The sequence below is a fragment of the Planctopirus sp. SH287 genome (genome assembly GCF_056500625.1).
In genome coordinates this window covers 324,915-351,017 of sequence record NZ_CM151403.1, presented here as the reverse complement: position 1 = coordinate 351,017, position 26,103 = coordinate 324,915, and the positions used below count along the sequence as shown (strand labels likewise).

General features: G+C 53.0%; 22 protein-coding genes. 8 read left to right on the top strand and 14 right to left on the bottom strand.

Annotation, left to right across the window (positions count from 1 at the left end; all coding sequences use genetic code 11):
* Positions 1-64: 64 nt before the first annotated feature.
* Positions 65-1,624: a phytoene desaturase family protein gene (locus tag SH287x_RS01255; protein WP_479516622.1), complete on the top strand. Its 1,560-nt coding sequence runs from the start codon at positions 65-67 to the stop codon at positions 1,622-1,624.
* An 83-nt stretch (positions 1,625-1,707) separates the two neighbouring features.
* On the opposite strand, the gene SH287x_RS01250 is transcribed toward SH287x_RS01255, so the two are convergent.
* Complete coding sequence (locus SH287x_RS01250; protein WP_479516621.1) at positions 1,708-2,211, bottom strand: ComEA family DNA-binding protein; 504 nt, start codon at positions 2,209-2,211, stop codon at positions 1,708-1,710.
* 194 nt (positions 2,212-2,405) lie between these two features.
* The gene (locus tag SH287x_RS01245) at positions 2,406-4,073 is read right to left on the bottom strand and encodes a 3-keto-disaccharide hydrolase (RefSeq protein WP_479516620.1); all 1,668 of its coding nucleotides are present in this window, start codon (positions 4,071-4,073) and stop codon (positions 2,406-2,408) included.
* A gap of 437 nt (positions 4,074-4,510) precedes the next feature.
* Here SH287x_RS01245 and SH287x_RS01240 point away from each other — a divergent pair, with 437 nt between their 5' ends.
* The 3 genes from SH287x_RS01240 (at position 4,511) to SH287x_RS01230 (ending at position 10,459) form a co-directional block, all read left to right on the top strand.
* On the top strand, positions 4,511-5,812 hold the full coding sequence (locus SH287x_RS01240; RefSeq protein ID WP_479516619.1) for a TlpA family protein disulfide reductase: 1,302 nt from the start codon (positions 4,511-4,513) through the stop codon (positions 5,810-5,812).
* A gap of 536 nt (positions 5,813-6,348) precedes the next feature.
* The gene (locus tag SH287x_RS01235; protein ID WP_479516618.1) at positions 6,349-7,755 is read left to right on the top strand and encodes a TlpA family protein disulfide reductase; all 1,407 of its coding nucleotides are present in this window, start codon (positions 6,349-6,351) and stop codon (positions 7,753-7,755) included.
* 169 nt (positions 7,756-7,924) lie between these two features.
* Positions 7,925-10,459: a redoxin domain-containing protein gene (locus SH287x_RS01230; RefSeq protein ID WP_479516617.1), complete on the top strand. Its 2,535-nt coding sequence runs from the start codon at positions 7,925-7,927 to the stop codon at positions 10,457-10,459.
* A gap of 143 nt (positions 10,460-10,602) precedes the next feature.
* Here SH287x_RS01230 and SH287x_RS01225 read toward each other — a convergent pair whose 3' ends face one another.
* Entirely contained in the window at positions 10,603-11,307 is a 705-nt protein-coding gene (locus SH287x_RS01225; protein WP_479516616.1) for a DUF1264 domain-containing protein, read from the bottom strand.
* A 208-nt stretch (positions 11,308-11,515) separates the two neighbouring features.
* Between SH287x_RS01225 and SH287x_RS01220 the strand changes: the two genes are divergently transcribed.
* Positions 11,516-12,430 carry a PLP-dependent cysteine synthase family protein gene (locus SH287x_RS01220; protein ID WP_479516615.1) on the top strand — a complete coding sequence of 305 codons (915 nt, stop codon included), beginning with the start codon at positions 11,516-11,518 and terminating at the stop codon, positions 12,428-12,430.
* Positions 12,431-12,766: 336 nt separating this feature from the next.
* Positions 12,767-14,194, top strand: coding sequence for an IS1380 family transposase (locus SH287x_RS01215; RefSeq protein WP_479516535.1), 1,428 nt, complete (start codon positions 12,767-12,769; stop codon positions 14,192-14,194).
* Between the two features lie 359 nt (positions 14,195-14,553).
* Here the strand turns inward: SH287x_RS01215 and SH287x_RS01210 are convergent, their stop codons facing one another.
* Together SH287x_RS01210 and SH287x_RS01205 are read right to left on the bottom strand one after the other, a co-directional pair.
* Entirely contained in the window at positions 14,554-14,883 is a 330-nt protein-coding gene (locus tag SH287x_RS01210) for a branched-chain amino acid aminotransferase (protein ID WP_479516614.1), read from the bottom strand.
* A 172-nt stretch (positions 14,884-15,055) separates the two neighbouring features.
* Positions 15,056-15,364 (bottom strand): branched-chain amino acid aminotransferase, encoded by a 309-nt coding sequence (locus tag SH287x_RS01205; RefSeq protein WP_479516533.1) that lies wholly within the window; start codon positions 15,362-15,364, stop codon positions 15,056-15,058.
* 460 nt (positions 15,365-15,824) lie between these two features.
* Between SH287x_RS01205 and SH287x_RS01200 the strand changes: the two genes are divergently transcribed.
* Positions 15,825-17,294, top strand: a complete 1,470-nt coding sequence (locus SH287x_RS01200) for a hypothetical protein (RefSeq protein ID WP_479516613.1) — start codon at positions 15,825-15,827, stop codon at positions 17,292-17,294.
* Positions 17,295-17,334: 40 nt separating this feature from the next.
* Here the strand turns inward: SH287x_RS01200 and SH287x_RS01195 are convergent, their stop codons facing one another.
* The 4 genes from SH287x_RS01195 to SH287x_RS01180 form a co-directional block, all read right to left on the bottom strand.
* On the bottom strand, positions 17,335-18,543 hold the full coding sequence (locus SH287x_RS01195) for a GTPase family protein (protein ID WP_479516612.1): 1,209 nt from the start codon (positions 18,541-18,543) through the stop codon (positions 17,335-17,337).
* A complete protein-coding gene (locus SH287x_RS01190) occupies positions 18,543-19,136 on the bottom strand; it encodes an isochorismatase family protein (RefSeq protein WP_479516611.1) in 594 nt (197 codons plus the stop codon). Before SH287x_RS01190 ends, SH287x_RS01195 begins: the two co-directional genes overlap by 1 nt.
* A gap of 60 nt (positions 19,137-19,196) precedes the next feature.
* The gene (locus tag SH287x_RS01185) at positions 19,197-20,426 is read right to left on the bottom strand and encodes a M16 family metallopeptidase (protein WP_479516610.1); all 1,230 of its coding nucleotides are present in this window, start codon (positions 20,424-20,426) and stop codon (positions 19,197-19,199) included.
* Between the two features lie 93 nt (positions 20,427-20,519).
* On the bottom strand, positions 20,520-21,773 hold the full coding sequence (locus SH287x_RS01180) for a M16 family metallopeptidase (protein ID WP_479516609.1): 1,254 nt from the start codon (positions 21,771-21,773) through the stop codon (positions 20,520-20,522).
* Positions 21,774-22,018: 245 nt separating this feature from the next.
* Here SH287x_RS01180 and SH287x_RS01175 point away from each other — a divergent pair, with 245 nt between their 5' ends.
* The gene (locus tag SH287x_RS01175; RefSeq protein WP_479516608.1) at positions 22,019-22,693 is read left to right on the top strand and encodes a hypothetical protein; all 675 of its coding nucleotides are present in this window, start codon (positions 22,019-22,021) and stop codon (positions 22,691-22,693) included.
* 152 nt (positions 22,694-22,845) lie between these two features.
* Here SH287x_RS01175 and SH287x_RS01170 read toward each other — a convergent pair whose 3' ends face one another.
* The 5 genes from SH287x_RS01170 to argC all read right to left on the bottom strand — a co-directional run bounded on the left by SH287x_RS01170 (position 22,846) and on the right by argC (position 25,807).
* Positions 22,846-23,100, bottom strand: coding sequence for a hypothetical protein (locus SH287x_RS01170; protein WP_479516607.1), 255 nt, complete (start codon positions 23,098-23,100; stop codon positions 22,846-22,848).
* A gap of 127 nt (positions 23,101-23,227) precedes the next feature.
* Positions 23,228-23,464 carry a hypothetical protein gene (locus tag SH287x_RS01165; protein ID WP_479516606.1) on the bottom strand — a complete coding sequence of 79 codons (237 nt, stop codon included), beginning with the start codon at positions 23,462-23,464 and terminating at the stop codon, positions 23,228-23,230.
* On the bottom strand, positions 23,451-24,332 hold the full coding sequence (locus SH287x_RS01160; protein ID WP_479516605.1) for a hypothetical protein: 882 nt from the start codon (positions 24,330-24,332) through the stop codon (positions 23,451-23,453). Before SH287x_RS01160 ends, SH287x_RS01165 begins: the two co-directional genes overlap by 14 nt.
* Positions 24,333-24,529: 197 nt before the next feature.
* Complete coding sequence (locus SH287x_RS01155) at positions 24,530-24,775, bottom strand: hypothetical protein (protein WP_479516604.1); 246 nt, start codon at positions 24,773-24,775, stop codon at positions 24,530-24,532.
* 24 nt (positions 24,776-24,799) lie between these two features.
* Entirely contained in the window at positions 24,800-25,807 is a 1,008-nt protein-coding gene (gene argC / locus SH287x_RS01150; protein ID WP_479516603.1) for an N-acetyl-gamma-glutamyl-phosphate reductase, read from the bottom strand.
* Between the last annotated feature and the right edge of the window lie 296 nt (positions 25,808-26,103).

The following is a 26,103-nucleotide window of genomic DNA, read 5'->3' as shown; positions in this document are numbered from 1 at the left end:
ACACTTTGTCTATGGATCATCAACTCAGCCAGAATGACCCTGTCGCCAGGAAGATCAGACCCGCATGATTCGTTCATCCTCACCACAAGTTGCAATCATCGGTGCCGGCCTGGGTGGACTGGCATCTGCCTGCACATTGGCTGCCCGTGGCTATCAAGTCACCGTTTTTGAACAAAATTCCTGGTCTGGTGGTAAAGCGGCTCAACTGGAAGCAGAAGGCTTCCGCTTCGACATGGGGCCAACCATTCTCACGATTCCCTCAGTCTTGCGCAGAATCTTTGCCGAGGCCCGCAGGCCCATGGAAGACTATCTCACGCTGGTGCCACTGGATCCTCAATGGCGATGTATCTTCGATGATGGGGACGTTCTTGATCTCGTCGCCAATGTTGACGAGATGTACCGGCGAATCAACGAGTTTTCAGACATTCCCGCTGCTGGCCATGGGTATCGCAAGTTCCTTGAATACTCGGCGAAACTTCATGATATCAGCCACCGCGTGTTTTTCTGGAAGTCAGTTGGCTCCATCAAAGACATGTTCCACGCAGGTGACCTCTTTGATCTTCAAGGTCTGAAAGATGTGTTGACACTCCGCATGGGGCAATCGGTGGCTGGCACAGTTCGCTCGTATATTCCCGATGACCGGGTCGCTCAACTGGTCGATCACTTCACTCAGTATGTAGGTTCTTCTCCTGAAGCATCGCCAGCCGTCCTTTGCGGCATTGCGCACATGCAGACACAAGAGGGAGTCTGGTACCCCTTGGGAGGAACCCGTGCCATTGCTGAAGCACTGAGAAAGCTGGCCTGCGATCTCGGTGCGACTTTTCGCGAAGGAACATCGGTCGAACGCATCACACACGCCAACGGGTGCGTCACTGGCCTGGTCACGGGAACGGGAGAAGCCTTTGCCTGCGACACAATTGTCTCCAACGCTGATTGTGTCCGCATGCACGAAGAATTGCTGAACAGCGACGATCAGGCACGATTTATGAATGAACGCACCTATGAACCTGCCTGTTCGGGTGTGGTGCTCTATCTGGGTCTGAAAAAACGCTACCCCCAGTTACTGCATCACAATTTCATCTTTTCAAAGAATCCCCATGACGAATTCGACGCCATCTATCATCAAGGGATTCCTGCTCCCGATCCGACCTGCTATGTCTGCACCCCAGCCGTGACAGAGCCTGACGTAGCCCCCGCAGGCGGTGAGGCGATGTATATCCTCGTCCATACCCCCTATCTGAGAGATTCTCACGACTGGTCAAAGATGCTTCCTGAGTATCGTCAGGTGATTCTCGATAAGCTCAAACGATCGGCGGGCCTCACTGATATTGAAGACCGGATCGTCTATGAATCGGCCTTAACACCACAAGACATCCAGGATCGCTACCGTGTTCTGAAAGGGGCGATTTACGGCCTGGCCAGTCATGGAAAATACATGGGAGCATTCAAACCCGCCAATCGCTATGCAGCCGTTAAAGGGCTGTATCTGGCGGGTGGCAGCGTCCATCCCGGCCCCGGCATGCCCATGGTGATGATGTCGGGCTGGATAGCCGCTGACACCCTCGATCAGGATCAAAAGATTCCACTTGGCCCGGAATCAGGATTAGTGCGATTTCCCTCTTAATTGTCGCTTTCTGGCGGCGTAAAAACTCATTCTTTACATGACAAATGACGTACATACGCCGCCACACTGACCCGGAAACGGATTTAGTGCGTGGCAGAGGGTGTTGGCTCGCTGCAAGTGAGAGAAGGACGAAATCTTTCGAGCAACTTCTGGCCGATACCGCGCACACGAACCAGATCGTCCACAGAAGTGAACGGCCCGCGCGATTCACGTTCTTCCACAATCCGACGAGCCAACGTTTCGCCCACTCCATCCAGTTGCAGAAACTCAATCCAGGTTGCGGTATTCACGTCGAGAACAAAGATACTGGGTTCGCCGCTCAGAGTTTCCAACCGCACCAGAGGTTGTCCTTGCGCCGCATACCAGATAACGCGGCCCAGGCACAATGCCAGTAGCAGAGCGATCAAGAACCATACTACCAACAGATCTCGTGGCGTCATTCGCCACCAGACTGCGTCAGAAGAGGGTGAATTGGCGGGTTGTTCTTCAAGCGAATTCAACGCGGGACTTAACTCGGGGATGAACCCTGCTGCTGAAGAGACTGGCGGCAATGGGGCCGCCGTAGGATCGGCTGAAGCACGGCTCATGTCGCAAGTCTCTCTCATCGAGTCGATTGGCGGAGTTCGCCTTTCGTAGTTTTTAAGTCGTCTTCTTGAAGAGTTGACGGCCAGTGCTTCATTCTTGAGGCGTGCGATCACATTCAAGGATGATCATCGCTGCCTTTCACGGTGACTGGAACGATGAATTCCCTCCTCGAAAATAAACGATTGACAGGGAAAACTTATTTTCTGTTTGTCGAACAGTTTGTGGGAATGCAGCATCCAGCGGGTGCTAAACGCACTTGAGGAGCAATCTCCTGGAGCCAGATGTTGCGGAAATGGACAGGATTTCCGTGGTTTTGAAAGAGAATCGGGAGTGCTTCGGGGCCTTCTTTGCTGCCACCGCCGGTCTTGTTCTCCAATGAGACATTGTTCTGAACCACGACGCCGTTGTGCCAAACGGTCAATCGACCGTTCTGAACTTTATTTCCCTGTTCATCAAACAGGGGGGCCTGAAATTGGATGTCATAAGTTTGCCAGGCGAGTGGCGGAAACGACATATTCAAGTCCGGCATCTTGAAACGGTAAATCGCGGCGGCATCATTAAACTGAGGGATGACGCCGAACGAATCGAGAACCTGGACTTCATATCGCTTTTGTAAATAGAAGCCGCTATTGGCTCTCGCCTGACTTTGTGCCAACGGCATAAAGGGCGTTTTGAACTCGGCATGAAGAAGAAAATTCTGCCATTGCCGCTTGGTTTCTGACCCAATTTCCATAAGTCCATCGGGAGTCATCTTGAGATTTTTCAACTCGTTGGTATCAGTGCCATCGAAGAGTCGAATCGCTCCCACAGGGGGTTGAATCCCCTCGCGCTGGCTATGACGGTGCCATTTCCGGGCATGAGCAAGAAGGGAACCATCTCCGCGTAGCAGCGTTCCCGCCTGACCATCGCGAGTGATGAACTTTCTCCCCTGAGGATGCTTGGGAAAGTCAATCACCAGTCCTTCAGGGCTAGCGGTTCCCGTTCCCGCCCATGTGGGAGGAAGGAGTTCTGAACTCGGGTCAAGGATCGGCGTCAGATTCGGCATGGTGGCGCGAGGGCCGACTCCATTCCCTGGAAGCCCTCCGGGATAAGCGAGCGCTTCAAACCGACCATGACCACGTGCAGCCACCTGAATCCCCAACTGCTGCCAACCTTTTTCGGGTGACCAGTCCCAGGTCATGTACTCACCCTGCCAGGTGTAATCAGGGCCAGCGTCTTCGATGGTGGTGGCCCCCTTTTTCAGATCGACACCAGTAGGAGACAAGACGGGAAGATCAACCGGCTTGGGCTTACCTGGTGGTTTTGGTTTGTCTCCATTCTTGGGCTTCTCAGAACCCTCCTTCTTCTCCGCACTTTTCGCGATCCCCTTCTTATCTGTACTTTTCGCGCTCTTCTTCTCGTCGCTGCCCCTGCTTTTCGGCTTCTCTTCGCTTTTCTGCTGCCCGTCGCGTGCTGGCTTGTCGTTGTTGCCTTGAGGTTTTACTTCGGCCTTGGGCTGATCAGCGGGCATCTCCGTCGATTTTTCAGGTGAAGGGGGGGCTTCGCTCTTCAGAGGTGGCTCGGCAGAGGAAGCACCCGGTAAGAGTGGCTCTGCTGTTTTCTGATCCGCTGTTTTTTGATCTGTGATTTTCTGATTCGTAATTTTCGGGGCGATCTCAGGATTTTCGGCTGAGACCGGCGGTTGGATCGCAGGCTGATCCTGTTCCAGCAGAGGGGATTGTCCTTGCACATTCATGGGTTGAATGGCGGAAGCTGGCAGATCGTCAGATCCCATTCCGGTGGCCCCAATCAGTGAGACCACCACAAAGCTGACATTCCGGAGTGCGGTGGGAGTCGCGAGAGAAATTCGAGTCGGAAAAGACATGAATCAACCTTCAAGTGGCGAGCAAATCTGTGAAGTGTTGCGGCAGACTCCACCGCGTCTGAACCTTCCGCACTGGCGTGAAATCTCACGGAACAATGCTATTAACGAAAAATGCCGGGTAAGCGGAGGTTAGGCACATTTTGCCCAGGCAACCCAAGATGACACAAGCGAGCATTGATTTGTTTTATGGAGAAATCCTGAGGCAGGAGTGATTTCTCGCCTCTTACGGAATGTGCAGGCCAACCCAATTTCATTGAAGTTTTGTGACTGTGTTCTGTGACTGTGCTCTCTGAGCCGGTCTATGCCATTTGTCAGATTTGTGCGTTAGCCCCTGAATTGGGTGTGCAATTTTGATCAAGGTCGATGACAATCTGAGTGGCTATCGTTGATTTCTCAACGAACACATCGGCCCGACATACAGCTAGCTGGACAACTTTATGCACCTGAGATCAATTGCCTCGCAAGATCTGCCTTCATTCTTTTGTGGAAAACAGGTTTTCACTGGAGCCTCTTTCACGACGGCTGGCGGCCTGTTACTTGCCGCAGTTCTGTTCGTAGGAACAACCCCCTTGAGTCTTTCCGCTCAAGAACCAGTGCCACCTTCAATTTCCACCAAAAACCCCTTGGCACAAGAAGAGGTTTCTGAAGCCCTTTATGCCATTCCCAAGGGTTCGGCGGACGACATTCTGGAATTTCTGGAGGATCTTCAGGGCAAACAACCACGGCTGAAAAACCGTGAGCAGGCCATTGAGCACGCGATCCGCGTTCAGAAGACGATTATTATTGGCAGCGGGCAAGTTCTTGCCATGCCCAAGGTCGAACCCGAGACTGCGGTCGAAGCCGCCAAAATGCTTCTGGACGCACACACCCTTCTCGCCAGCGCACAGATCAAAGGCGCAACCGAAGAAGCCCTTGCAGCAGCCACAAAGCTCAAGGCTGATCCGCGCAAAGAGATTTCCGAGCTGGCTATTGATCGTTTACTGGCGCTACGCATTCTTTCGCTGCCCACGCTGACCGCCCAGGATCGGGCAGCCCTCACAAAAGAGGTTCTTGGTAACGTCGAGAAGTCCAAATTTTCGGAAGAGAGCCTTGGAAACGCCTTGCAACTGGCCATGGTCATGGAAAGCCTGCCCGAGAGCGGCCCTGCGGTCGACTTTTTAGGTGATCTCGCTGAACTCCTTGACAAAGGGGAGACCGCAGAACTCAAGCAAGCCGCTGAACAAGTGCGAGGAATGGGGCGTCGACTGAACCTTCCTGGCAACACCATGGTCCTCAAGGGAACCACAATCGACGGAAAGCCGTTTGATCTGGCGAACTTGAAGGGAAAAGTGGTGCTGGTCGATTTCTGGGCGACCTGGTGTGGCCCTTGTCTTGCTGAAATGCCGAACCTCAAAAAAGCCTATGAGGCTTATCATGCCAAAGGTTTTGAAGTCGTAGGCATCAGCCTTGATGACAGCAAGGACGAACTTGTCGCCTTCCTGAAAGAACAGGAAATCCCCTGGACAACCTTATTTCATCAGCCCAAAGAAGGCGAAGAAGGTGGTTGGGCCAGCCCACAGGCCATGTATTATGGAATCAGCGGTATTCCTACCTGCATTTTGATTGATGCCCAAGGGAAAGTGGTCTCGATGGAAGCCCGCGGCGAAAATCTTGAAGTCGCTCTGGCCAAATTGCTCGGCCCTGCTCCCGAGCCAAAGACCAAGACTGAAAATGCAGCACCTCCCGCTGGTGAAAAGTAATTCTTCCCAAGCCAGTATCTCATTTGATGACTGATAGACAACGGCTTACCAACGAGTCCCCGGCTTATCTTTCAAAGCCGGGGACTTATTTTTTTGACTGCTATCAACTGGCTCCCCAAGTCATCCTTGGCATTCACACACCAATCCGTGCGAACGACCATTCGATTTTATGATGAGATCAAGACAAATGGATGGATCTTTTTCCCATCTGAAGGCTCATTGATATCGAAAAATGTGACCACATCCACACAAATCAACATCGCTTTATACGCACAACTCATTTACAGTAAAAACGTTACGTTAAATCACAAAGATCCGGGGAATTCCGCGGTCGGAACTCTGCTGATCGGCGTTTATTTTTCGTGCATTCTGTTTTGTAGATTGATAGAAGTTCTATCAGGCAGAGTGACGTGCTCACGGCTCTGAAATCGAAACGAGAGACTGAATTTCCCCCTTGATCGTTTCGTTGCTTCCCTCCAATCGCTCGCTGGATGGTGAACTTCAGTTAGAAGATTAGAAACGCGAAGGATACCCGCATGCCTCAGAGTGATTTGGACGTTCGATTCTCAGGATTTCTGCCAGTTGCCAGCTCATTGACCAAGCGAGCGGCTCAGGGAGCATTGGCTCTGGCGACATTGCAAATCGCTCTCTTCTCAGGGAGTGAACTGTTGGCTGTGGATGAAAAGCCGGCCGCCGTCAAAGCCGCCACCGTTCAGTCAGGAGAGGAAAAGCCTGCAGCTAATGCCAAAGCTTCGGCAAATGACGAAGCCAAGGCCAAGCTAGCAAAAGCCCGCGCTGCGGCTGCGCTGGGGTTAACCGTTGATGAGATGGATTTGAAACTGCCGGAAGACTTTTTCGAGATCCCCGAAGGTGGCCCCCGGGAATTGATCGCTGTCGCTCGTCGGCTGGGATCACAAGCATTGATTTCTAACCAGAAGGTCAAATCATTTGAAGAAATGACTGCCCTGCGTCTGAAGGCTTCCAACAAGATCGCCGAAGTCACAGAAAAAGTGCTGGCCGACGAAACAGCCACTGAAAAGCAGCATGAGCAGGCCGCCGGCATGTTGCTGAATGCTCAGTTGATGCTTCTGCGCCTGAAAGCACCTGGTTCTGCAGAATCTGCCATCGCTGTGGCGACGCGTCTCTCTGCTGACAAACGCCCTGCCGTGGCCAAACTGGCTGAAGAAAAAATTGACCTGTTAAGGCTCAATACGATTCCTCAACTGCCACCAGCCGAAGTGGACACACTTCTGACCGAAACGCTTGCACGGGTGAAGTCCAGCGAATACTCCCCCGCTTCAGTGACACTTGCGATGGATGCGATCCGTCTCCTGGAATCCTCTCCAGAATTGTCACAGGCGGCAAGCAGCTATGCCACACGTCTGGCCGACACGCTGGAAGGTTCAAGCAATGAGAAGATTCTTGATACAGCCGGTCGAGTTCGCGGCATTGCTCGTAAACTGAATCTGGTTGGCAACGAAATGCAGCTGACCGGAACTACTGTCGATGGAAAAGAGTTTGACCTGGCATCCCTGAAGGGCAAAGTCGTCCTGGTTGACTTCTGGGCCACCTGGTGCGGGCCTTGTGTGGCAGAAATTCCCCGAGTGAAGCAGATGTACGAAGGATACCACAGCAAGGGTTTTGAAGTGGTGGGCGTTAGCCTCGATAACAGCGTTGAGCCGCTGAAGGCCTTTATTGAAAAACGCGAAATTCCCTGGGCTAATCTTTACCCCACAGGGGAAGATGCAGAAAAAAGCGTCGGCTGGAAAAATGCCACCGCTCGCTACTACGGCATCAATGCGATTCCCGCTTGTATTCTCATTGGCGCAGATGGCAAAGTGATCTCTCTGAAAGCTCGTGGGAAAGAACTGGAAACGCTGCTGGAAAAGATCTATGGCCCACTTCCAGAGGCAAAAGAAGAGACGAAAGCAGCCGCCCAGTAACACGAGTTCCTTACTGACAGCTGGATTTTGACGTAGGATGATCATGGAGGACGAGACAAACTCGATCCTCCATGATTTCTTTTGTTGATCGCGCCACAATTTAGTGTTTTGCACAAATGTGGCTTTGCACAAACCTCGATGAGCTTACCACTCGAGTGGACGTTATCGAATGTCAACTTCTTCCACATCATTCAACTGGCGATTCTCCATGGCCAGATGCCTGGTGATTCCTTTCGGAATCTGTTTCCTTTTTAGCGCGAATCTGCCGGCTGTTTACCCGGCGGAAAACCCGCCAGTCGTCAGTGCAGTCACCCCTGAAAATGTCGTGGATGCCGGTCACTCCTATCATGGAGAAGCATTCGATCAGGGGCCTCGGCAAGCGGCCTATCTGATGGGCACCACAGGTCAGATTCACTTCCCCGTCACGTCTAAACATCCTCAGGTTCAGGCGTGGATCAATCAGGGCGTTGGTCAACTACACGGCTTCTGGTACTTCGAAGCCGAACGCTCATTTCGTCAGGCAGCCCAACTTGATCCTGATTGCGCGATGGCCTATTGGGGGATGGCTCAGGCGAACATCAATAACGAAAAACGGGCGAAGAAATTTATCGCTGATGCGGTCGAGCGAAAAAAGTCGGCCAGTCCACGCGAACAGCTTTACATCAATGCCCTTTCCAATTGGCATGCCTTCGAGACAAAAAATGAAGGCGAACTGAAAAAGCAACGTGCCCAGAAAAGCCTGAAAGACCTTGAGCAGATCATCTATCAATTCCCGGATGATCTTGAAGCCAGAGCCTTTCTGGCACTCCAGACATGGCAGGTTCGCAATGATCTGCCGATCACGAACCATGTCGCCCTAGGCATGCTGTTGGAAAGCGTCTTAGCGAAAAACCCACAGCATCCTTGCCATCACTTTGTCATCCATCTTTGGGATTATGAGCGGAGCGAGCAAGCACTGGCTTCAGCGGCACAGTGTGGCCAATCGGCTCCGGGGATTGCTCATATGTGGCATATGCCCGGCCATATCTATTCACGGCTCAATCGTTACGCCGACGCGGCCTATCAGCAGGAAGCCTCGGCCCGTGTCGATCATGCTTACATGATGCGAGATGGCGTACTCCCTGATCAGATTCATAACTTTGCGCATAACAATGAATGGTTGTGCCGCAATCTGATCTTTCTGGGAAGGATGCACGATGCCAGGGCCTTGGCATCCAACATGATTACTCTTCCCCAACATCCGTCTTTCAATCGTTTGCCGGGATCAGGAAGCGCGCACTTTGGACGATTGCGTCTCTGGGAGGTTTACTCTCAATTCGAGATGTGGCCAGAGTTAATCCAGTCGGCCCATGAGTCCACTCTGGCACCGACAGGCCAAACGTCCGAGCAGATCAAACGCTTGAGAATGTTGGCTCGTGCCTATGAAGGAATGGGCGAAATTGCACAATTTGAAGCAACGGCTGAGATTCTCCAGAACTGGCGCGACCGGCTGGCGGAAGATCGCGAAATCACCATGGCCAAGGCCGAAGCATCAGCCTCTGCAAAAGATCCGACGAAAACTCCAGACGCCAAAGCCATCGAATCAGCTCGCAAATCCAGCGTCCGCGCGACCGATGAACCATTGCGTCAACTCGATCGCGCCCTGGATGAAGTTTCTGCCTGGAAGCTGGCACGAGAGGGGCAGTATCAGGAAGCTCTCAAAAAGCTCAATCGTGCCGGCGGTGCCAGTGCCCGCGATCTGGCGCATTTTCGATGGGCTTCTGGCAAGAAAGACGAGGCACGAAGTGAGCTGGAAAGGTATGTGAAGCAGCACGCCGAAGAAGTGTTGCCGATGATCTGGTTGATTGAACTCCTGGTCAAGTCCGGCGATGAAGAGGCAGCCAAAGCAAAATTTGCGGAACTCCAGAAAGTAGCCCACTCAGCCGACCTGGCTGCACCGGCGATGCAACGTATCACTCAATTGGCAAAAGACTGGGGAATTCAAGGAGACTGGCGGAGTCCCCGGGTCATGCCAACGGATATCGGTGCCCGTCCGCCTCTGACAGCACTCGGCCCATTACAATGGTCGCCACCCTCTGCCAGTGAATGGCAACTCCCAGGACATCAACCCGGCTCCTCAGAAGTCCAACTGGTTTCCAGCGCTGATTATCAGGGCAAGCCGGTGCTTGTCATTTTCTATCTGGGTGGGGGATGCCTGCATTGCGTGGAGCAATTGCAGAAAATTTTACCTAAGGTGGCCGAATTTGAAGCGAAGGGAATCTCTATCGTCGCAATCAGTACAGAAGATCTTCCGGAGCTGAAAAGATCGATTGAGCGATTTGGAACGGAGATCAACATTCCGTTACTGAGCGATGTGAACCTGAACACCTTCAAAAAATACCGGGCTTATGATGATTTTGAATCGCTACCAATTCATGGAACATTCCTGATCGATAGTCAGGGAAAATCTCGTTGGCATGATCTGGGGCCAGAACCTTTTATGGATATTGAGTTCCTGCTCAATGAAGCTCAACGTTTGTTAGAGCCAAAGACGTTCAATGAGGTCGCTTATCCTGCCCCGCGACCAGAGGGCCAACCCGTCTCTGCGCTCGATCTGATCAATCGCGTCGACCAGGCTCAGGACGAGAAAACTCAAGAGACGCCGAAGAATCCCAAATCACAGGATATCAATGTAACATCCCCACCACGTAAGAGCCGTGCTTAGCATTCGGGAGATCGATTGAAAGTCCATCAGACTTATCATTAATCCTTCAAGCTTAATACGGGTCAACATCGACACAAACAAGAAGGCGATCAATGAGAACCGAGCGGCCTCATTGATCGCCTGATAAATATCACAGAGGTTACTCAACTCTTTGTCGGTCGATCTTCGCCAGTTGCTGTCCATTGTCTGCCAATGGTGTCTATATTTTGTGGAGAAGGCACAGACGGGATCTGATAACCAATCGTATCAATGCGGCTTTGACGAATTTCAGCGGAATTGACTCCAAATTCACGGTCACGTTGAGCAATCACATTCTTGTCTTCCTGACCATCACCGGTTAATGACCACATTAATAGCGGCTCGCCCAGAGGAACCGGCGTCGTCGGATCGGGCCAGGTATGCCATGTCTTGCCCCAGGTGGTGAGCAGACCTTTCATAAAGGTCAGTTCATCTCCCGCAGCCATTCCCGGAGCAATTAAACCACCCCCCAGAACCTCATAAGTATGAGGGTGCCAATAACGCTTTTCGACCTCAGGAAGTGATCGATAAACTTCATCCGACACGATATACTCAACACCCAGAAGCTTCGCATCCCTAGCTGATGAACTATAGAGAAGACACTGGTGCATACCACCGGCCACACCGCCACAATAGTGTTGTGTGATAATTTGAATGCGAGGATCTTTCTTGGCACAATGAATACCGCAGAAATGGAGATGGTGATTCCCCAGCGGCGCCATCATCCCCGGATCTTTCATCTCCCCATGATGATCGTGGGCATCAGCCTGGTTGAATATCGCTGCAGCACCTACCGCGCCAACAGCTCCCATTAACTCACGGCGATTCATCTTTCGCGTCCTTTATCATCGATGTGTTTCAATGCAACGCACCACATGCCAGAAACAATTGCCTGGATCACATGCACTGCGACAAGTCTCCGAAAGCGCCGGGGCATTATACGTTATTAAGTTTACCTTGACTATATGAGACTGATATAAATACCGATCGGTTTCCAGCATTTCTAAAAAACTATTGATAGAGTCTTTCGAGAAGAACATGCTTTCTCCGCTCAACACTCCACTCGTTCCTGTCTGCCTTGATGACAGCCTGCCGATTTATGCCAAGCTGGAATATTTACAGCCCTCAGGCTCAACGAAAGATCGCTTATCTTTCTTTATTCTTGGCAAAGCCATGCGCAATGGCACTCTCAAACGAGGCCAATACGTCATTGAAGCTTCGAGTGGCTCAACGAGCATCTCACTGGCAATGGTCAGTGCACACCTTGGCCTGAAGTTCATCGCCGTGATGCCGGAAGGCGTCAGTCAGGAACGTATCAAAAGTATCTCGGCCTATGGCGCTCAGGTCGTATTAACACCCTCCAGCGAAGGGATCCTGGGTTCACTCAAGATGTGCCAGAAACTGGCTCTGGAACATCAAGGCTTCCTGCCCCGGCAATTTGAAAACTTCGACAACGCCCGCGCTCATCAAACGCAGACTGCACAAGAAATTGCCCACGAGTTAGGGACGGAATGTATCGATGCCTTTGTTTCAGGAGTTGGCACCGGAGGAACACTGGTCGGTAACTATTTAGGCCTGCGAGATTTTGGCTGCCATGTCTCAGCAGTCCTTGCAAAGCCGGTCAGTCGGCACTGGATTTCCGACGTCGAATGTTGCAGCTTCTCGGCAAAAATCCCTGGGGTCGTCGATGGGTTATCGACCATCTACCGTGAAGCCAAAATTGACCATCTGATCGAGATCGAAGTGGATGATGCTCTGGCGATAGATACCACAAGAAAGCTCATCAGAAAGGGCTTCCCTGTCGGCCCCAGTTCGGGACTCAACTTTGCGGCTGGACAGCTATTACGTCAACAATATCCTCATTTGAAAACCATCGTCACCATCTTTCCCGATCGGATGGATCGCTACTTCAGCACTCCACTCTTTCTCAATGACCCCCACATCCCCGGCTAACCGGGCACGACTTATACGATTCTCAACTTGAAATAGCGCGTTGACGATCGCAAAACATGCTTGCTCAGAGCCGCTGTCTTTTACACACAACTTTTTGCAGATCAATTTGACACGTGTACGTTGTGCCGTGTTGGGAATCCAAGACTCTTCGTGCCATGCTCACGGCTCTGAGCTGTCGTTTATACACAACTTTTTCGCCACCTGAACCGCACCATGAAATTGGCATGGGTGGCCCATAACCCGGATTTCTCACAGCGCAGCATAAACGAGACGCCTGGATTTGCGTAAAGTGTTGTTACCACACAACTCACCACGCCAGCACAAGGACGTCTCGTCATGACAGAGTGTAACACGCAGCAGCTGCTCTTTCAGCACCACGATCGCCGGGAAGTGGTCGCTGATTTTGACGGCGGGAAGATCACTTCCGATGCCGGGGGGCTCTTACTCCGCGAAGTCGAAGAGCGGTTCGGCATCGTCCGCCAGTTGGCCGGGTGTTTCACCGATCATCGCGATGAAGAACTCATTGAATTCACCGTGGAAGAACTCCTGCTCCAGCGGGTGATGGGGCTGGCTTTGGGGTATGAAGACCTCAACGATCACGAACAACTTCGCCATGATCCTCTCCTGGCGCTGCTCTGTGGACGAAAGGATATCACTGGCCACAATCGCCTCCATCCACAAGATCACGGCAAGCCGCTGGCGGGCAAGAGCACGCTCAACCGGCTGGAACTCACACCGCCCGGAGCCAGTGCGAAAAGTCGCTACAAGAAGATTGTCGCCAGCATCGACCAGTTGCAGGAAACGCTGGTCGATATCTTCATTCGGATGAAGGCCAAACTGTGCGTACCGCCAGAACTGATTCTCGACTTCGACGCCACAGACAACCCCATTCACGGCGATCAGCTTGGCAAGTTCTTTCACGGGTACTACCAGAATTATTGCTACCTGCCGCTGTCCTGTTTTTGTGATGGCTGGCCGCTCCTGGCCTTACTCAAACCCTCGAATATCGACGCCTGTGCGGGCACCGTGGAGGCCTTGGCGAAGATCGTTCCCAAGCTGCGTGCTGCCTGGCCTCAGGTGCGGATCATTGTGCGTGGAGACAGCGGCTTCTGTCGCGAAGCGATCCTGCACTGGTGTGAACAAAACCGCGTGGATTATGTCTTCGGCCTGGCCAAGAACAAGAGATTGCTGAACATCATCGGGAAAGAATTGCACGAGGCGCAAGCTCTGTTCGAGCAGACTCAGGCCTCTTCCCGGGTGTTCAAAGACTTTGAGTATCGCACCCGGAAAAGCTGGTCGCAGGCCCGCCGGGTGGTGGGCAAGGCTGAGCACTTATCGAAAGGGAGCAACCCCCGGTTCGTGGTGACGAGTCTGCCGGAAAGACGCATGGCTGCCCGGCCGCTATACGAGGATCTGTATTGTGCTCGCGGCGAGATGGAGAACCGGATTAAAGAACAGCAGTTGTTCCTGTTCGCCGACCGCACGAGTACCCACGCCATGCGCAGTAATCAGTTGCGGGTGCTGTTCTCGACCATGGCGTATGTGCTGCATAAAGCGCTCAAGGAGTTCGGCCTGAAAGGCACGTCGCTGGCGACAGCTCAGGTCAACACGATTCGGGCCAGGCTGCTCAAGATCGGTGGACGCATCAGCGTGAGTGTGCGACGGGTGGTGCTGTCGTTGTCGCAGGCGTATCCGTATCAGGCGCTGTTCCGAGAGATCCTTGGCAACCTCCGGCGTCAGGAACGGACACCTCTGCGAGTGTAACCAGCCTATGGCTCAGAAATCGGGAGTTTGCCAAGTCCTCTTCGGTCGAAGACCTGTTTCGACAGCGAAGAGCGGGGAGAAGTTCTGCGCTGAGCAGAGAAAAAAACCATGAACCCGCCGGAAATCCGTTGCAATTCCGCTCCGCGATCACGAAATCCCCAACGATCGGCCCCCACCAGCCCTCCAACCGATTACCAACCAGCAAAAAAACACCACCCCCACGCCCTGGTGAGATATCCGGGCTAACGACTTGTCAGTTTTAACTAGCAATAGATTTGTTGGTCTTACACCAGGTGATTCACGTTATTGATCGCCTGAGTTGGCACGTGATTCGTTTTTACTTTTCCTGTAACAATTGTTTAGTAATCATATCCATGGTGGTATCCACCGGATTCTCCGCGAGGAGCGTCGCAGACGATGTCCAGGTCGCCATCGCAGAAGTCGATTCCGTCATGGTATTTCCCACCACCCACGGCTCCCTGGTGGCCAGTCAGGCCGCTGTAGCGGTAGCTTTGATTCACTGTACCGAAGGCACTTGCGACGTCTTCCAGTTCCTGGTTCACGGCATGTGCAACTTCAGAAAGCCCTACCACCAGGGCAAGTACAGCAATTGTGGCGATCAGCACGAGTTCCGCAGAAACAATAAAGCCCGCTTCATCTGTATAGAGTGTTGTTAATAGAGAAGCCATGAATCGTGATTCCTTAATAATATCAACAGGTGTGTGAGGATCAGACAATTTGCGTGAACAGATAACGGTGTCGCTCGAAGGAGGCTTCAAGGTGCGATGACATCGGGATCATTCACTGGCTGCGGTTGGTTGAATGAGTCGCGGTTGACTGGCAGGTTGACTGGCAGTGGGCTTATGGGCGTTCGCCTGAGAAGTCGCCGTTGGGGACGATATTGCAGTAGTTGTCGCAGAAGTCCTGGCTGTCTTTGTATTTGGAGCCGTAGGTTCCACCCATGTGGCCATCCACTCCGCCCACTTTATAAGACTGATTGATGTTGCCGAAGGCGGCTCCGACATCTTCGAGTTCGTTGTTGATATTGAGGGCCACTTCAGAGAGGCCGACGATCATCGAGAGCACGCCGATGGTGGAGATCAGCACCAGTTCGGCAGAAACAATGAAACCGGCTTCGTCATTAAGAAGAGCGTTGAAGAGGTTGGTCATGATCGAGATCTTTCTGTTGTTCAAAGTGTTTAGAACCGTGTGATCCGGCGTTGTTTTGTGTTTCGCAGGATGAATGAGGTGTAAAGCAGGTGCCGCGCCAATCGCTTTGAGGTTGACAGCCGGCGTGTTTCCCAAAAGCAACGCGGAGCTGTAACGCCTTTCCTCTCTTGAGGTTGTGGCGGTGAGTTTCGTCAATGGAATTTGGTGTGCCGTCTGTTGCTCTCCCGCATCGCTGTGGCTTTATGGCATCACGCTCATGCGAGAAATGAGGGCTGGCAGGCGTAACCTCTCTGCGTTAAGTAAGTTGCGTCACGTTGCCAGTCAGGGGGGACAGTTGTGGCGGATTGGCAACGTTCGCGAGTCTCAGATTCAGCGAAGCCAATGCAAGAGTTGGCCGGGGGAGGTAAGCTGGCCGGGAAAGCGATTGAGAAGTCACTGACAGGCCCCAGGGAGAGACTTGATGACGACTGATAATCGACGATCGCCACTGGTGGTTGTCGTGAGTTTTGAGCGGCTGGCGCTGGCGTCGTTAGGGGCTTATGGCAACCAGTGGGTTGAAACGCCGACAATCGACCGACTGGCTTTTGAAGGGTCTCTGTTCGAGCAACTGATTTCCCATGACCCGGATCTGGGAAGCCCTCCCTCATGGTGGGGACGATGGTTGAAGTTGCTGGCGGCCTTTCGTTTTCACCGTTCCACGATGTCCTGCACCGCACAATTGCTGGCGGACTCATCCAGCCGATTTGCTACGCAGTTCCTGGATGAGTCTCAACTGGCCGAATGGAACTCTCTGGTTCAGGGGGAGAGTGTGGAATTGATTGACGGTGAGGATGGGCTGGATACTCCACCGTCGCAATTTGCCTTTCCAAAGCTGGTTTCAAGAGCGATTGACTGGATTGAGAGCCAGCGCGTCACTACCTGCGAATCTTCTGATGGTTCATCCCACGAGGCAAAACCTGAATCTGCTCAATGGCTATGGATTCATTCCCGTGGGGTGCCTAAGCCTTGGGAACCACCTCGTGAACTGGCGGAGCTTTACTTTGAAGACTTTGAAGATCAGGGGTGGGCGCTGGATGAAATTGAAGAATCTGAATGGGGTGAGTTGTGGCCTGTCTATGGGAGTTATGTCTCGTTGATTGATCACACGCTGGGGCGTTTGGTCGAGGTGTTGCAACAATGTGCCTCCCAGCGACCAGTGACCTTGATGATTGTGGCTGCCGCTGGAGAACTGGTCGAATCGATCCATCCCGGGAGTCCTCAATTGCAAGGGCTGGAGGCGATGAGCTTCCGCGCACCGCTGATGTACTGGCAGGCAGGAAATTCTTCCCTGCCAAGTGATGACGCGACGACTGAACCGTTACAGAGACTTCCCGCTGGATCTCGTTGGCGCGACCTTCTCACCAGCGACGATGTTGCAGCGACTTTAGAAGCGGATTTGGGACAACCCTGCGGCTCAGGATATTCCATTCTGGATTTTGCTCGCGGGACAGTGGAACCCCATCAATCGGTGCTCTTTGAAGCCACATCACAGGGTTGGAGTGGCGTGGTCGCGGCGGATGTCATTTATCTCAGCCAGTCGAACGATGTCTGCGAGTCGAGCAATGCGGCTGAAGGGCGAACAGTCGATCACCTCACTCCTCAGATGCAGGCTTCTGCTGGTCATGCTGAGACAATGGTGACCGAAGTTGCCACTACGGCCAAGACCAAGGACATGGCCACGGGCATGACCGAGCAAGGGCATGGGGTGACTTTATCTGCCTGGGCGACGCGACCGCTGGACACCAGTCGCGAACGGCTCCATCTTTTGCCTGATGACCCGTGGCTGCTGCTCAATGAGGCTGCTCAATCACAGGATCTGGTCTTTGAAATGCGGCAATTTCTCGAACAGGCGATGACAAATCGACATGATGCGAATCGCAATTTGAAATAGCGAGTTGGACGTCACCAGAAAGGGGAGTGAGCACGAGTCGTTAGCGGTCGCTCTTTGACTTCCAAAGGCTTTGTGCCAGGCTGGCTTGCTGGGAAAGGTGCGCGCGGAACTCGCTTGCCGAGGGGAGATGTCCCAGCCGTTCGCGTTCAATCGCCCAGACAATCGTCTGGCCCAATCCGTAGGTGGTTGCAAAGGCGAGAGCCGACGACGTGACAGATCCGACATAAGGGATGAACTTCAGGAGTTCGCGAAGTCCTTGCCGGGCGATCATCTGGCCGGAAACCGCTGACACCAGTTGGCCGATCCGTGATCCTGAATAGTCGTAACGATAAAAGTGTGAAAGCTGCCACGCCATGGCTGCTTGCAATCCCACCACCGCAGGTAAGTCGACCCAGGGAACCGGCACGGCTCCTGCCACTGCCGCCGCACTGCTGTAAGCCCACAACGTGCGACGAACCTTCGCTCCCAGATCCACAGGCAAGCCGGCATTGACCTTCGCAAAACGTTTCATTTGTGAGAGCTGCGCCGTGGCGGCTTGAGGGAGCAGCGAACAAAGGTCAAACGTCAGTTCATCGCCTCCCAGAGATTCAATCGTGAATCCATCCTCTGGCTGCGTGAAATCAATGGTTGCATGCCCCTGAATGAATTTCCCAAACGTCACCAGTTGCTGCTCAATCGAACGGGCAAGATCGGGTGGCCACGGAACAGCTTCCGATGAGACAACCGACGCGTTGGCTGCCACAATGGCTGCGGGATGATCTTCGCCGGGATAGGCTTCATGCAGATGAGTGAGCACCAGTAAAATCGGCAATTGGGATTGTTGCCGCTGGATCTGTTCCAGGATTGCGACCATCTCGGCTTGAGCATGATCCATGACTCGCACCACGAGCAGAATCAAATGGGATTCATCGGCCAGTTGAGACAAGTCCTGGGTATGGTCATAACCCGCTTCGCCCAAACCGCGCGTGTCGAGAAACGTCAGCAGCGGCTGCTCGCTGTTGGGAAAATCATATCGCTGAGTGGTCTTGGTTTGCGGACGAAACCCATTCCCGATTTCCGCCGTTGTCGATTGCGTGAGGTAGCGGATAATTGACGTTTTGCCACTGCCGGTTTTTCCCAGCAGCCAGAGCACGGGGACAGGGAACTCCTTTGCCACTTCAGGGGGATTCAAAGAGTCCGTGGCGACTCCCGCCGTTCTTTCAGAATCGGAGCCGGATCGTTTTTTCCAGAACTGCCACACGGGAGCCATCAGGCACCTCTTCCGGCTTTAATCAGTTGGCTCATGGCGCGGAACTGCGGATCGCTGGACGACTGGCACCATTCAAAGAGCACCGATTCCGTCGAGACGAGACTTGCGCCGTGCCCTTCTAACCGTCGCAAGGCCAACTCGGCATCGCGCGTACGATAGCTACCGACTCCATCGTACGGAACGAAAACCTGATAGCCATAGGCCAGCAGGTCAAACGCGGTCTGAAGCACGCAGATATGAGCTTCAATACCGCACAGAACGATTTGAAACCGTCCACCTGGCACTTTCCCGGCTGGCGGCCACTTCAACGCGGGAAATGCACTGAATTCCCGTTTTTCCACCCGTTGAGTGATCCAGGGATTAAGCAACTCCACGGTTGCTCCCAGGCCTTGCGGATATTGCTCTGTGGCTGTGATGGGGATTTGCCACAGCGAAGCCCCATGGGCTAGCGTTGCGATTGTGCTCGCCAGTTGAACATTGTCATGAATGACGGGGAGGAGCTTCTGCTGCACATCGCAGATCAGCAGTTGTGAGGCTGCCGCATGCAGAACGGCATGGCTTCTGATCGAAGTGGTGGTGGCCACTGAAGACATTCACATCACTCCATACAGTTGAGACATTGTGCCTTAAGAGGATCACCCGTCGGAGGAAACTCAGAGTTCTGTGGTATTGGGGCCGACCGAAACGGTTGATGTCAGTAACAAGGGGAATTCTTGAATGACCTGTTGAAGGTCAGCGGCTGTGACGGCATCCAGAGCGGCTAACTCATCATCCAGTGAACGGTATTCGTGCCGGGAATGCCAGTTCTGTCCGATGGCCAGCATCCGGTGCATCGGCTGTTCCCCGCGCGAAACCAGACGCGTGGCGAGCAGATTACGAGCCTGTTCAATCTCATCTGTTGTAAACGGCGTTGTCAGTGCCTCTGCCAGCACCTGCCGCACAAGATCCCAGTTCTCGACGGTGTTTTCCGGGTCACAGCAGAGATATGTCAGCCATGTCCCACAGCCTTGATAATCGCTATAGGAAATTTCTGCGATGTCCGCGAGGCCCGGATCCACCAGTTCCCAATACAGCCGGCTGTTGGAATCATCGCCCACGATGATAGAGACAATCTCAGCCGCATATCGCAGATGGTGACTGGAATCAGGAGCGGGGGAAATCGACATGATGTGCTGTTGTTGCAGCGCGGGCCGGTCGATGACCAGCGTTTTGTCAGCCGGGGCGGCACAGGCACAGGGATGCCGGGTTTCACCGGCTGGCCAGTGACCACATTCTTTTTCAGCTAGCTCAAGCACTTCTTGCCAGTCAAAGTTCCCGGCCACCACCAGCGCGATATTTCCCGCCAGATAATGTTCCCGGTGATATGTTTTCATCTGGGCAGCGGTGAGTGTCTCGATGCTTTGCGGCGTCCCCAGAATGGGTTGTCCTAAAGGATGTTCGCGGAAGTGAAGCTGCATCACGTTGTCATACGCCACATAGAGCGGCTGATCGGCGTACTCGGCGATCTCTTCCAGAATCACCTGTTTTTCAGTCGTGAAATCATCATCCCGCAAGCTTGGAAAAAGAATGGCCGCCTGCAATGGAAAGACGGTCGCGAAATACTCGGGCAGCACAGCCGCATAGAACGTGGTGACTTCTTCGCCCGTTGAGGCATTGTAGTTCGTGCCCAGATCATCAAATTGGCGATTGACCGCCTCTGCCGACAGGCTCTCGGTCCCTTTGAAAACCATGTGCTCCAGAAAATGACTGACGCCACTTTCGCAGGCATGGTTTTCGTCGCGTGCTCCCGTATGCACAAAGAACCCGAAGGCGGTGCTCTGGGCACTGGGACGATATTCGCCGAGGATCGTCAATCCATTAGGAAGCGTGGCTTGTTGCAGCATGGAGAATCTGTATTTCGTGCGAACGGACAAGGGAATTTCGAGGATGAACGAAAGTGGCCTTTGAATGGCTGAAAACGTGATTATGTCTGAACTTCATGAGGTCTGAAACAGCCCCGCTGCGACGTTGAGAGGTTCCGGCCCGACGGTCAGAATTTGCGTTCTCTCGATGGGCCATCTCTCCAGATAATCGAGCAAGTCTGGCACGGTTAAGGCTTCAATCTGCAATTTGAGAGATGCCAGAGTCCGCACGTGCCCCAGATGATACCAGTCTCGTGCGATTGATCCTGCGCGGGCCGAAACCGAGTCTTGCGCCATGACCAGTGAACTCTTGGCAAGAGCTTTGCACCGGGCCAGTTCTTCTTCTGCAATTCCCTGCTTGAGACGCGCCAGTTCTTCCAGAATCACATCCAGCGTTTCCTGTGCCCGGTCGTTCTGGCTGCTGGAGAAACACAAGACGCGAGCCGCCCCTTTTAACGAATGGAGCGACGCACTGACGGAATAACATAGCCCGCGTTTCTCGCGAACTTCGGTAAAGAGCCGCGAACTCATGCCACCGCTGAGAATGCTGATGGTGGCCCAGGCGGTGAGGTAATCATCGCTGCGATAATCTGCCGCAGGGTAAGCAATGCCGATTTGTGTCTGCTGCGATTCATGCGTCAGATGTTCATAGCCCCCCGGCGTCGGCGGAATAGGCGGGGCCGTTGTGCTCCCCGGTTCCCAGTCAGCAAACAGCTTTTCAACAGTGGGAAGGATCTCCTTGAGGGAGAGCGGGCTGGCTACGCTGAAAATCGTGCCTTGAGGCTGCAAACCCGATTTGGCCAATGCACGAACATCATCGATGGTAATCTGTGGCAAGTCGGCCAGTTCTCCATCGGCCGGAATGCCCCAGGGGGCGGGATAAGACCGTCGACGCAATTCCAGCGTCAATTTTTGCCGTGGATCATCTTCGTTCGATGCCAGCGTCATTTCGAGACCTGATCGAGCCGCATCGAGTTCGTCTTCGGGAAGATGTGGCCGACGGAGGATCTCCGCATAGACCGGCAACGAAGGGATCAGGTTTCTTGCCTGAGTGACTCCCCCCAGCACCACATGGGCGGGCGTAATCGACTCTTCGTTCTGCACACCCAACAGGCTGAGTTGCCCCAATAGCTCACGCCCGTTGCGTTCACCGGCACCGCGAAACATGAGATCGGCCAGCAGCGTGGATGTCCCTGCTCGCTGGGGTTGTTGAAAAATGCTTCCCGCAGGCACCATCCAGCAGAAGGCTGCCGCTCGCGTTTCAGGCAACGTTTCGGAAACGATCACCAGGCCATTGTCGAGAATTTTCGACTCAATCTGTTGTTGCATGCCGCCTCAAATCTTTGCTGATCGTCAACCACTTCATCATTCTGGCCACCAGAGAAACTCTGTTCGAGCGATTCGAGAGAATCTTTCAGACAGAAAACCGGATAGCGGCACAGAACGGAAGGTGACGAAAGTATTGACAATTGGCCAGAATGTGGCAAACGTCATCCCTCTTTCAGCCTGTAAATCGTTGATGAACCCACAAATCAACGGGAAACTTGCCTGGCGATGGTGAATTCTCGTCCGGCATGCCAGAATATCGAACGCTTTCGGTCATCGTTTGGTGGCCTCATGTCGCTCCTCTCATCCCTTCGTTTTTACGATTATTTTCCATGTCGTCATCGCTTGATTCGCTTACCGCAACAGAATCTTCATCATCTGAAGAACTTACGCCAGCAGTCACGCAGGTCGTGCTGGTTCGCAGTGGCCGTATGCCGGAAACGGAACGCGCCCAGGTCGCTGCCGGCGTGACGGTGAGGCGTGGTGATGCCGTGATTTTGGAAACCTCCCGCGGCCAACTTCCCGGCTTTGTGCTGGAAGACATCACGAAAACCTGGCAGCTCAAATCCCAAGACGAGCTTCCCGGCGTCGTGGTGGTGCGTTCACAATCTGATTCTGACCGCGAGATTGTCCGCGAGATTGAGCAAACGGCGCTCACCGATTTCATGCCCTGGGTGTTGCGAATCCGCAGTTGGGGACTCGATTTGGAACTGGTGGATCTGGAACAGACGCTCGACCGCCAGAAGTGGATTCTCTATGTCCTCTCTGGTCGCGGCCCGGACTGTACCAAGCTGGCCTTGCAGGCGGCGGCGGCTGGCTTTGGCATTATCGAAGTTCAACCCGTGCAAGCCACAGGCCCTCGCCCCGCCGAACAAAAAAGCGGCTGCGGCACTGGCGGAAAAGGCGGCTGCGGCTGCGGTTAATCAAACCCAGTCAACCGTCACCTCCATCACCACTGGTTGCGGCTTACCGAAGCGACTTTTCTCTCAGGAAGGCGTTAAGGACAACCCGTCCTTGTCGTGCTGCCGTAGCATGCTTTGAGAAGTTGGCACTGAACTTCAAATCTGAATGCGAGTTAGGGACGCTTGTCCAAAGCCATCGGTATAGCACGGCGAGCTTTGAACCAACAGCATGCCATTCCGCCAGACACTACGCGACAGTATTCCTTGGTGTCAGTTACGTACAGAGCGGGACGTAGCTCCTTGGCCAGATTGGTGAGCAGTTCAACCAGTGCCGTGGTGGTTTCATCTTCTGAAACAGCAGGAATCACATGGATTCCACCTTGTTTCAAAGCAGTGTCCAGACGTGTGGAGAGTGAGGATTCAGACATACCACCGCCTTGCTCAAATAAATGGAGCGGGCAACGCCCTCAGAAAACGCAACAGGTTCGCCGCATGATGAGAAATGTCATACGGGCGAACCTGTGATTAACAAGATACAGTGGCTCATTTCCGCGTTTACTTCACAGAAATTGCCTGTCCTAAAACTCGCCCCTGTTCATCAACTACATCACCGTTGCTGAGCAGTCGTAAAGTCCTTTTTCCAACCTCGAAAGTTTCAACAACCTCAACGGGTTCTGGCAACGGGCGTGGATCGATTGGATTGCCTGCGTTATCCACTCCGTGCTTGTTTTTCTTCAGTTTTCGGTGATTTACTTTGATCGGATTGAGTCCGTGCTTTTTAAATCGACTCATTTTTCTCTCTCACTTGCCTGATGAGTTCGCTTCGCCTTGGAGAGATTTCGCCAAGGACTCTCAGACTGGCTTCCTCAAGCCATCTCTGCTTGACTGACGAATTCAGTTCGTCTGCACCTTCATTTTTAAAAAAGAACTTGAAATACGAGGAATCCATAAATACTACGCCAACGCATTCCCTCTCGCCAGTTTCTCGCGTTTCTTTAATTGGGAATCCAACCCATGAGACACGATCCTCAGGAACATGTTCAGCCTGTTCCTTTGTTAAACAGTGGGTCTCCATCAGCCAATTGAGCCTGTGAGGGCCAGCGGGATGGTTTGCCACAAACATCTTGCCAATTCGGGCCGAAACACCACTGACGCCCACCGAAAGATGAATTCGAGCAGGCGGAGTATCAGAAGTGTCTCCCACATAAGGAGTCAGGCTCCAGATGTGTTCATCGTCTTTTAAGTAGACACAAGCACGAAGATTTGGCCCAGGAGTTTTGCTTTTATCATGATGATCGGTCAAGACAGAGATCAACCAGCCCAAATGAACAGCCAGAACTCTTGAGGTTGATTCCAGAGTTGTTTCAGGGACGTAAACCCTCTCTGACTGGATCAAAACCGGCAATCTTTGCTTCTCTTTGCCAGAACTACCGATTCTTTGGAGTTTAAAAAGAAAGTATAAAGTTGAGGCTGTTGTGATTGCTGTAAAGATCGTTAAGAGTTCGAGCCATCTTTCACAGCCAAACTCCCAACACGCCGCGCCGAATGTGCATAATGCGACTAATATTGCAACTGCGATAGATCCATACACAGCTTTCCGAATCGCTTCAAAGATTCCGAGGATGACGTGTTTGTAAATCCATTCCCCAACAAACCGCACAAACCTACCCGCCCTTCAGTTTGGCCCAAACCAGACGAATCCGGCCCTACTGTACAGCTTGTAAGGTTTTACCTCTACCGTTTGCAATTCGTATTTGCACTAGGAAACTGACGATTACTGCCCATCGCCAAGGGCGGCCATGACATCATGCCCTTATATCCAAGCGTCGATTGGTGCGCCAGCCGACGCGACCAACCTCAGATATCACCAAGCAGCTTGCTTGCCATGTTGTAAACCAACCGACTCAGATGATCGGTTTTTGTTCCTGTGAGGTCTTTCAGAAGCACGAACTCGGATATTCCGTTTTTGAGATCTGTCCCTTTAACGGGAACCTCCATTCGGATTCGGATCGCTGGTTTTTCTAGAACAGTATCAGGTTCAAAGACGACTGTTCCGCCAGCATAAACCGTTTTGGCGAGTATCACGCTGATGTGTTTTGACATGCCTGATTCCCTCTTGGCGCGAGACTATAGCAGTCCGGTGGTTTCGTTGTAGCCGCACATGAGATTGAAGTTTTGAATGGCGACGCCGCTGGCTCCTTTGATCAGATTATCGAGGCAGGCCAGCACGATAACGCGGTTCTTGACAAGCCGGATTGTCATGTCGAAGTAGTTAGAATATGCCGAGTCTTTAGTCGTTGGGATGCGGTCGACGACTCGCACGAAGGGACTGTCGGCGTAGAACTGACGACATGCCGCCAGTAAATCCTGCTGCGTTGCGACGGCTTGCGGAATCGCATAGATCGTCGCTTCAATACCGCGATCCATGGGCGTCAGGTGCGGCGTGAAAATTACGTCTACCGGTTTCCCGCTCACATCCCGCAGCACTTGCTCGATTTCTGGCTGATGGCGGTGATTCCCCACGGAATAAGCCCCAAAACTCTCATTGCATTCGGCAAAGAGAATGTTCTGCTTCGGTGTTCGGCCCGCTCCTGAAACGCCGCTTTTAGCGTCAATGATGATGCCGTCCGGCTCGATGAAACCGCCTTGAATTAACGGCGCCAACGCCAGGATCGAGGTACTCGTATAACAGCCGGGATTGGCGATCAGTGACTTCCCGGGAATTTCTTTTCGATAGAGTTCGGGCAATCCATAGATGGTGGATTCCAGCCGTCCGCTGTCGGTATGGGCATGCCCGTACCATTTTTCATAGACCGCCGGGTCTTTGAGACGGTAATCGGCACTGAGATCAACGACCTTCAAGCCGGCATCCAGCAGTCCGGGGACAGCGTCCATACTTGCCACGTGTGGCAAACAGCAGAAGACGACATCGGCCCGTTCTTTTAACTGAGCGGGCGACAGATTTTCCAATCGCAGATCAAAGCGTCTGGCGAGCGAAGGATGCACTTCGCTGATATGCGATGTCTCTGAACGGCTGGTGATTGCTGTCACTTCCGCATGGGGATGCCGGGCCAGAATCCTCAGCAGTTCCAATGCGGTGTAACCCGTCCCACCGAGAATCGCAACGCGGGTCATGAGGTCAGTTTCCTGATGAACGAAAGGAATGCAGAGAGAATTCAAGGCACGGCACTTCGAGGTTAATCTTCCCTCGGGAGATTGTCACTTCGCAGAAAACAGAAATGAACTCATGACCACTATTGCTGTTTCTACACATGAAAGGAAGGGGGCGTGAACTGTCGTGGTCGGAAAATCCGGGAGGATCTCTGAAGAATCACAATGATCCAGGAAATTGACGGCGGGGAACGGCAAGCGTAGGATCAAAGAACGCCGATGAGTGATTGCTAAGCTCATTAGCAATTGTGCTGATTCGA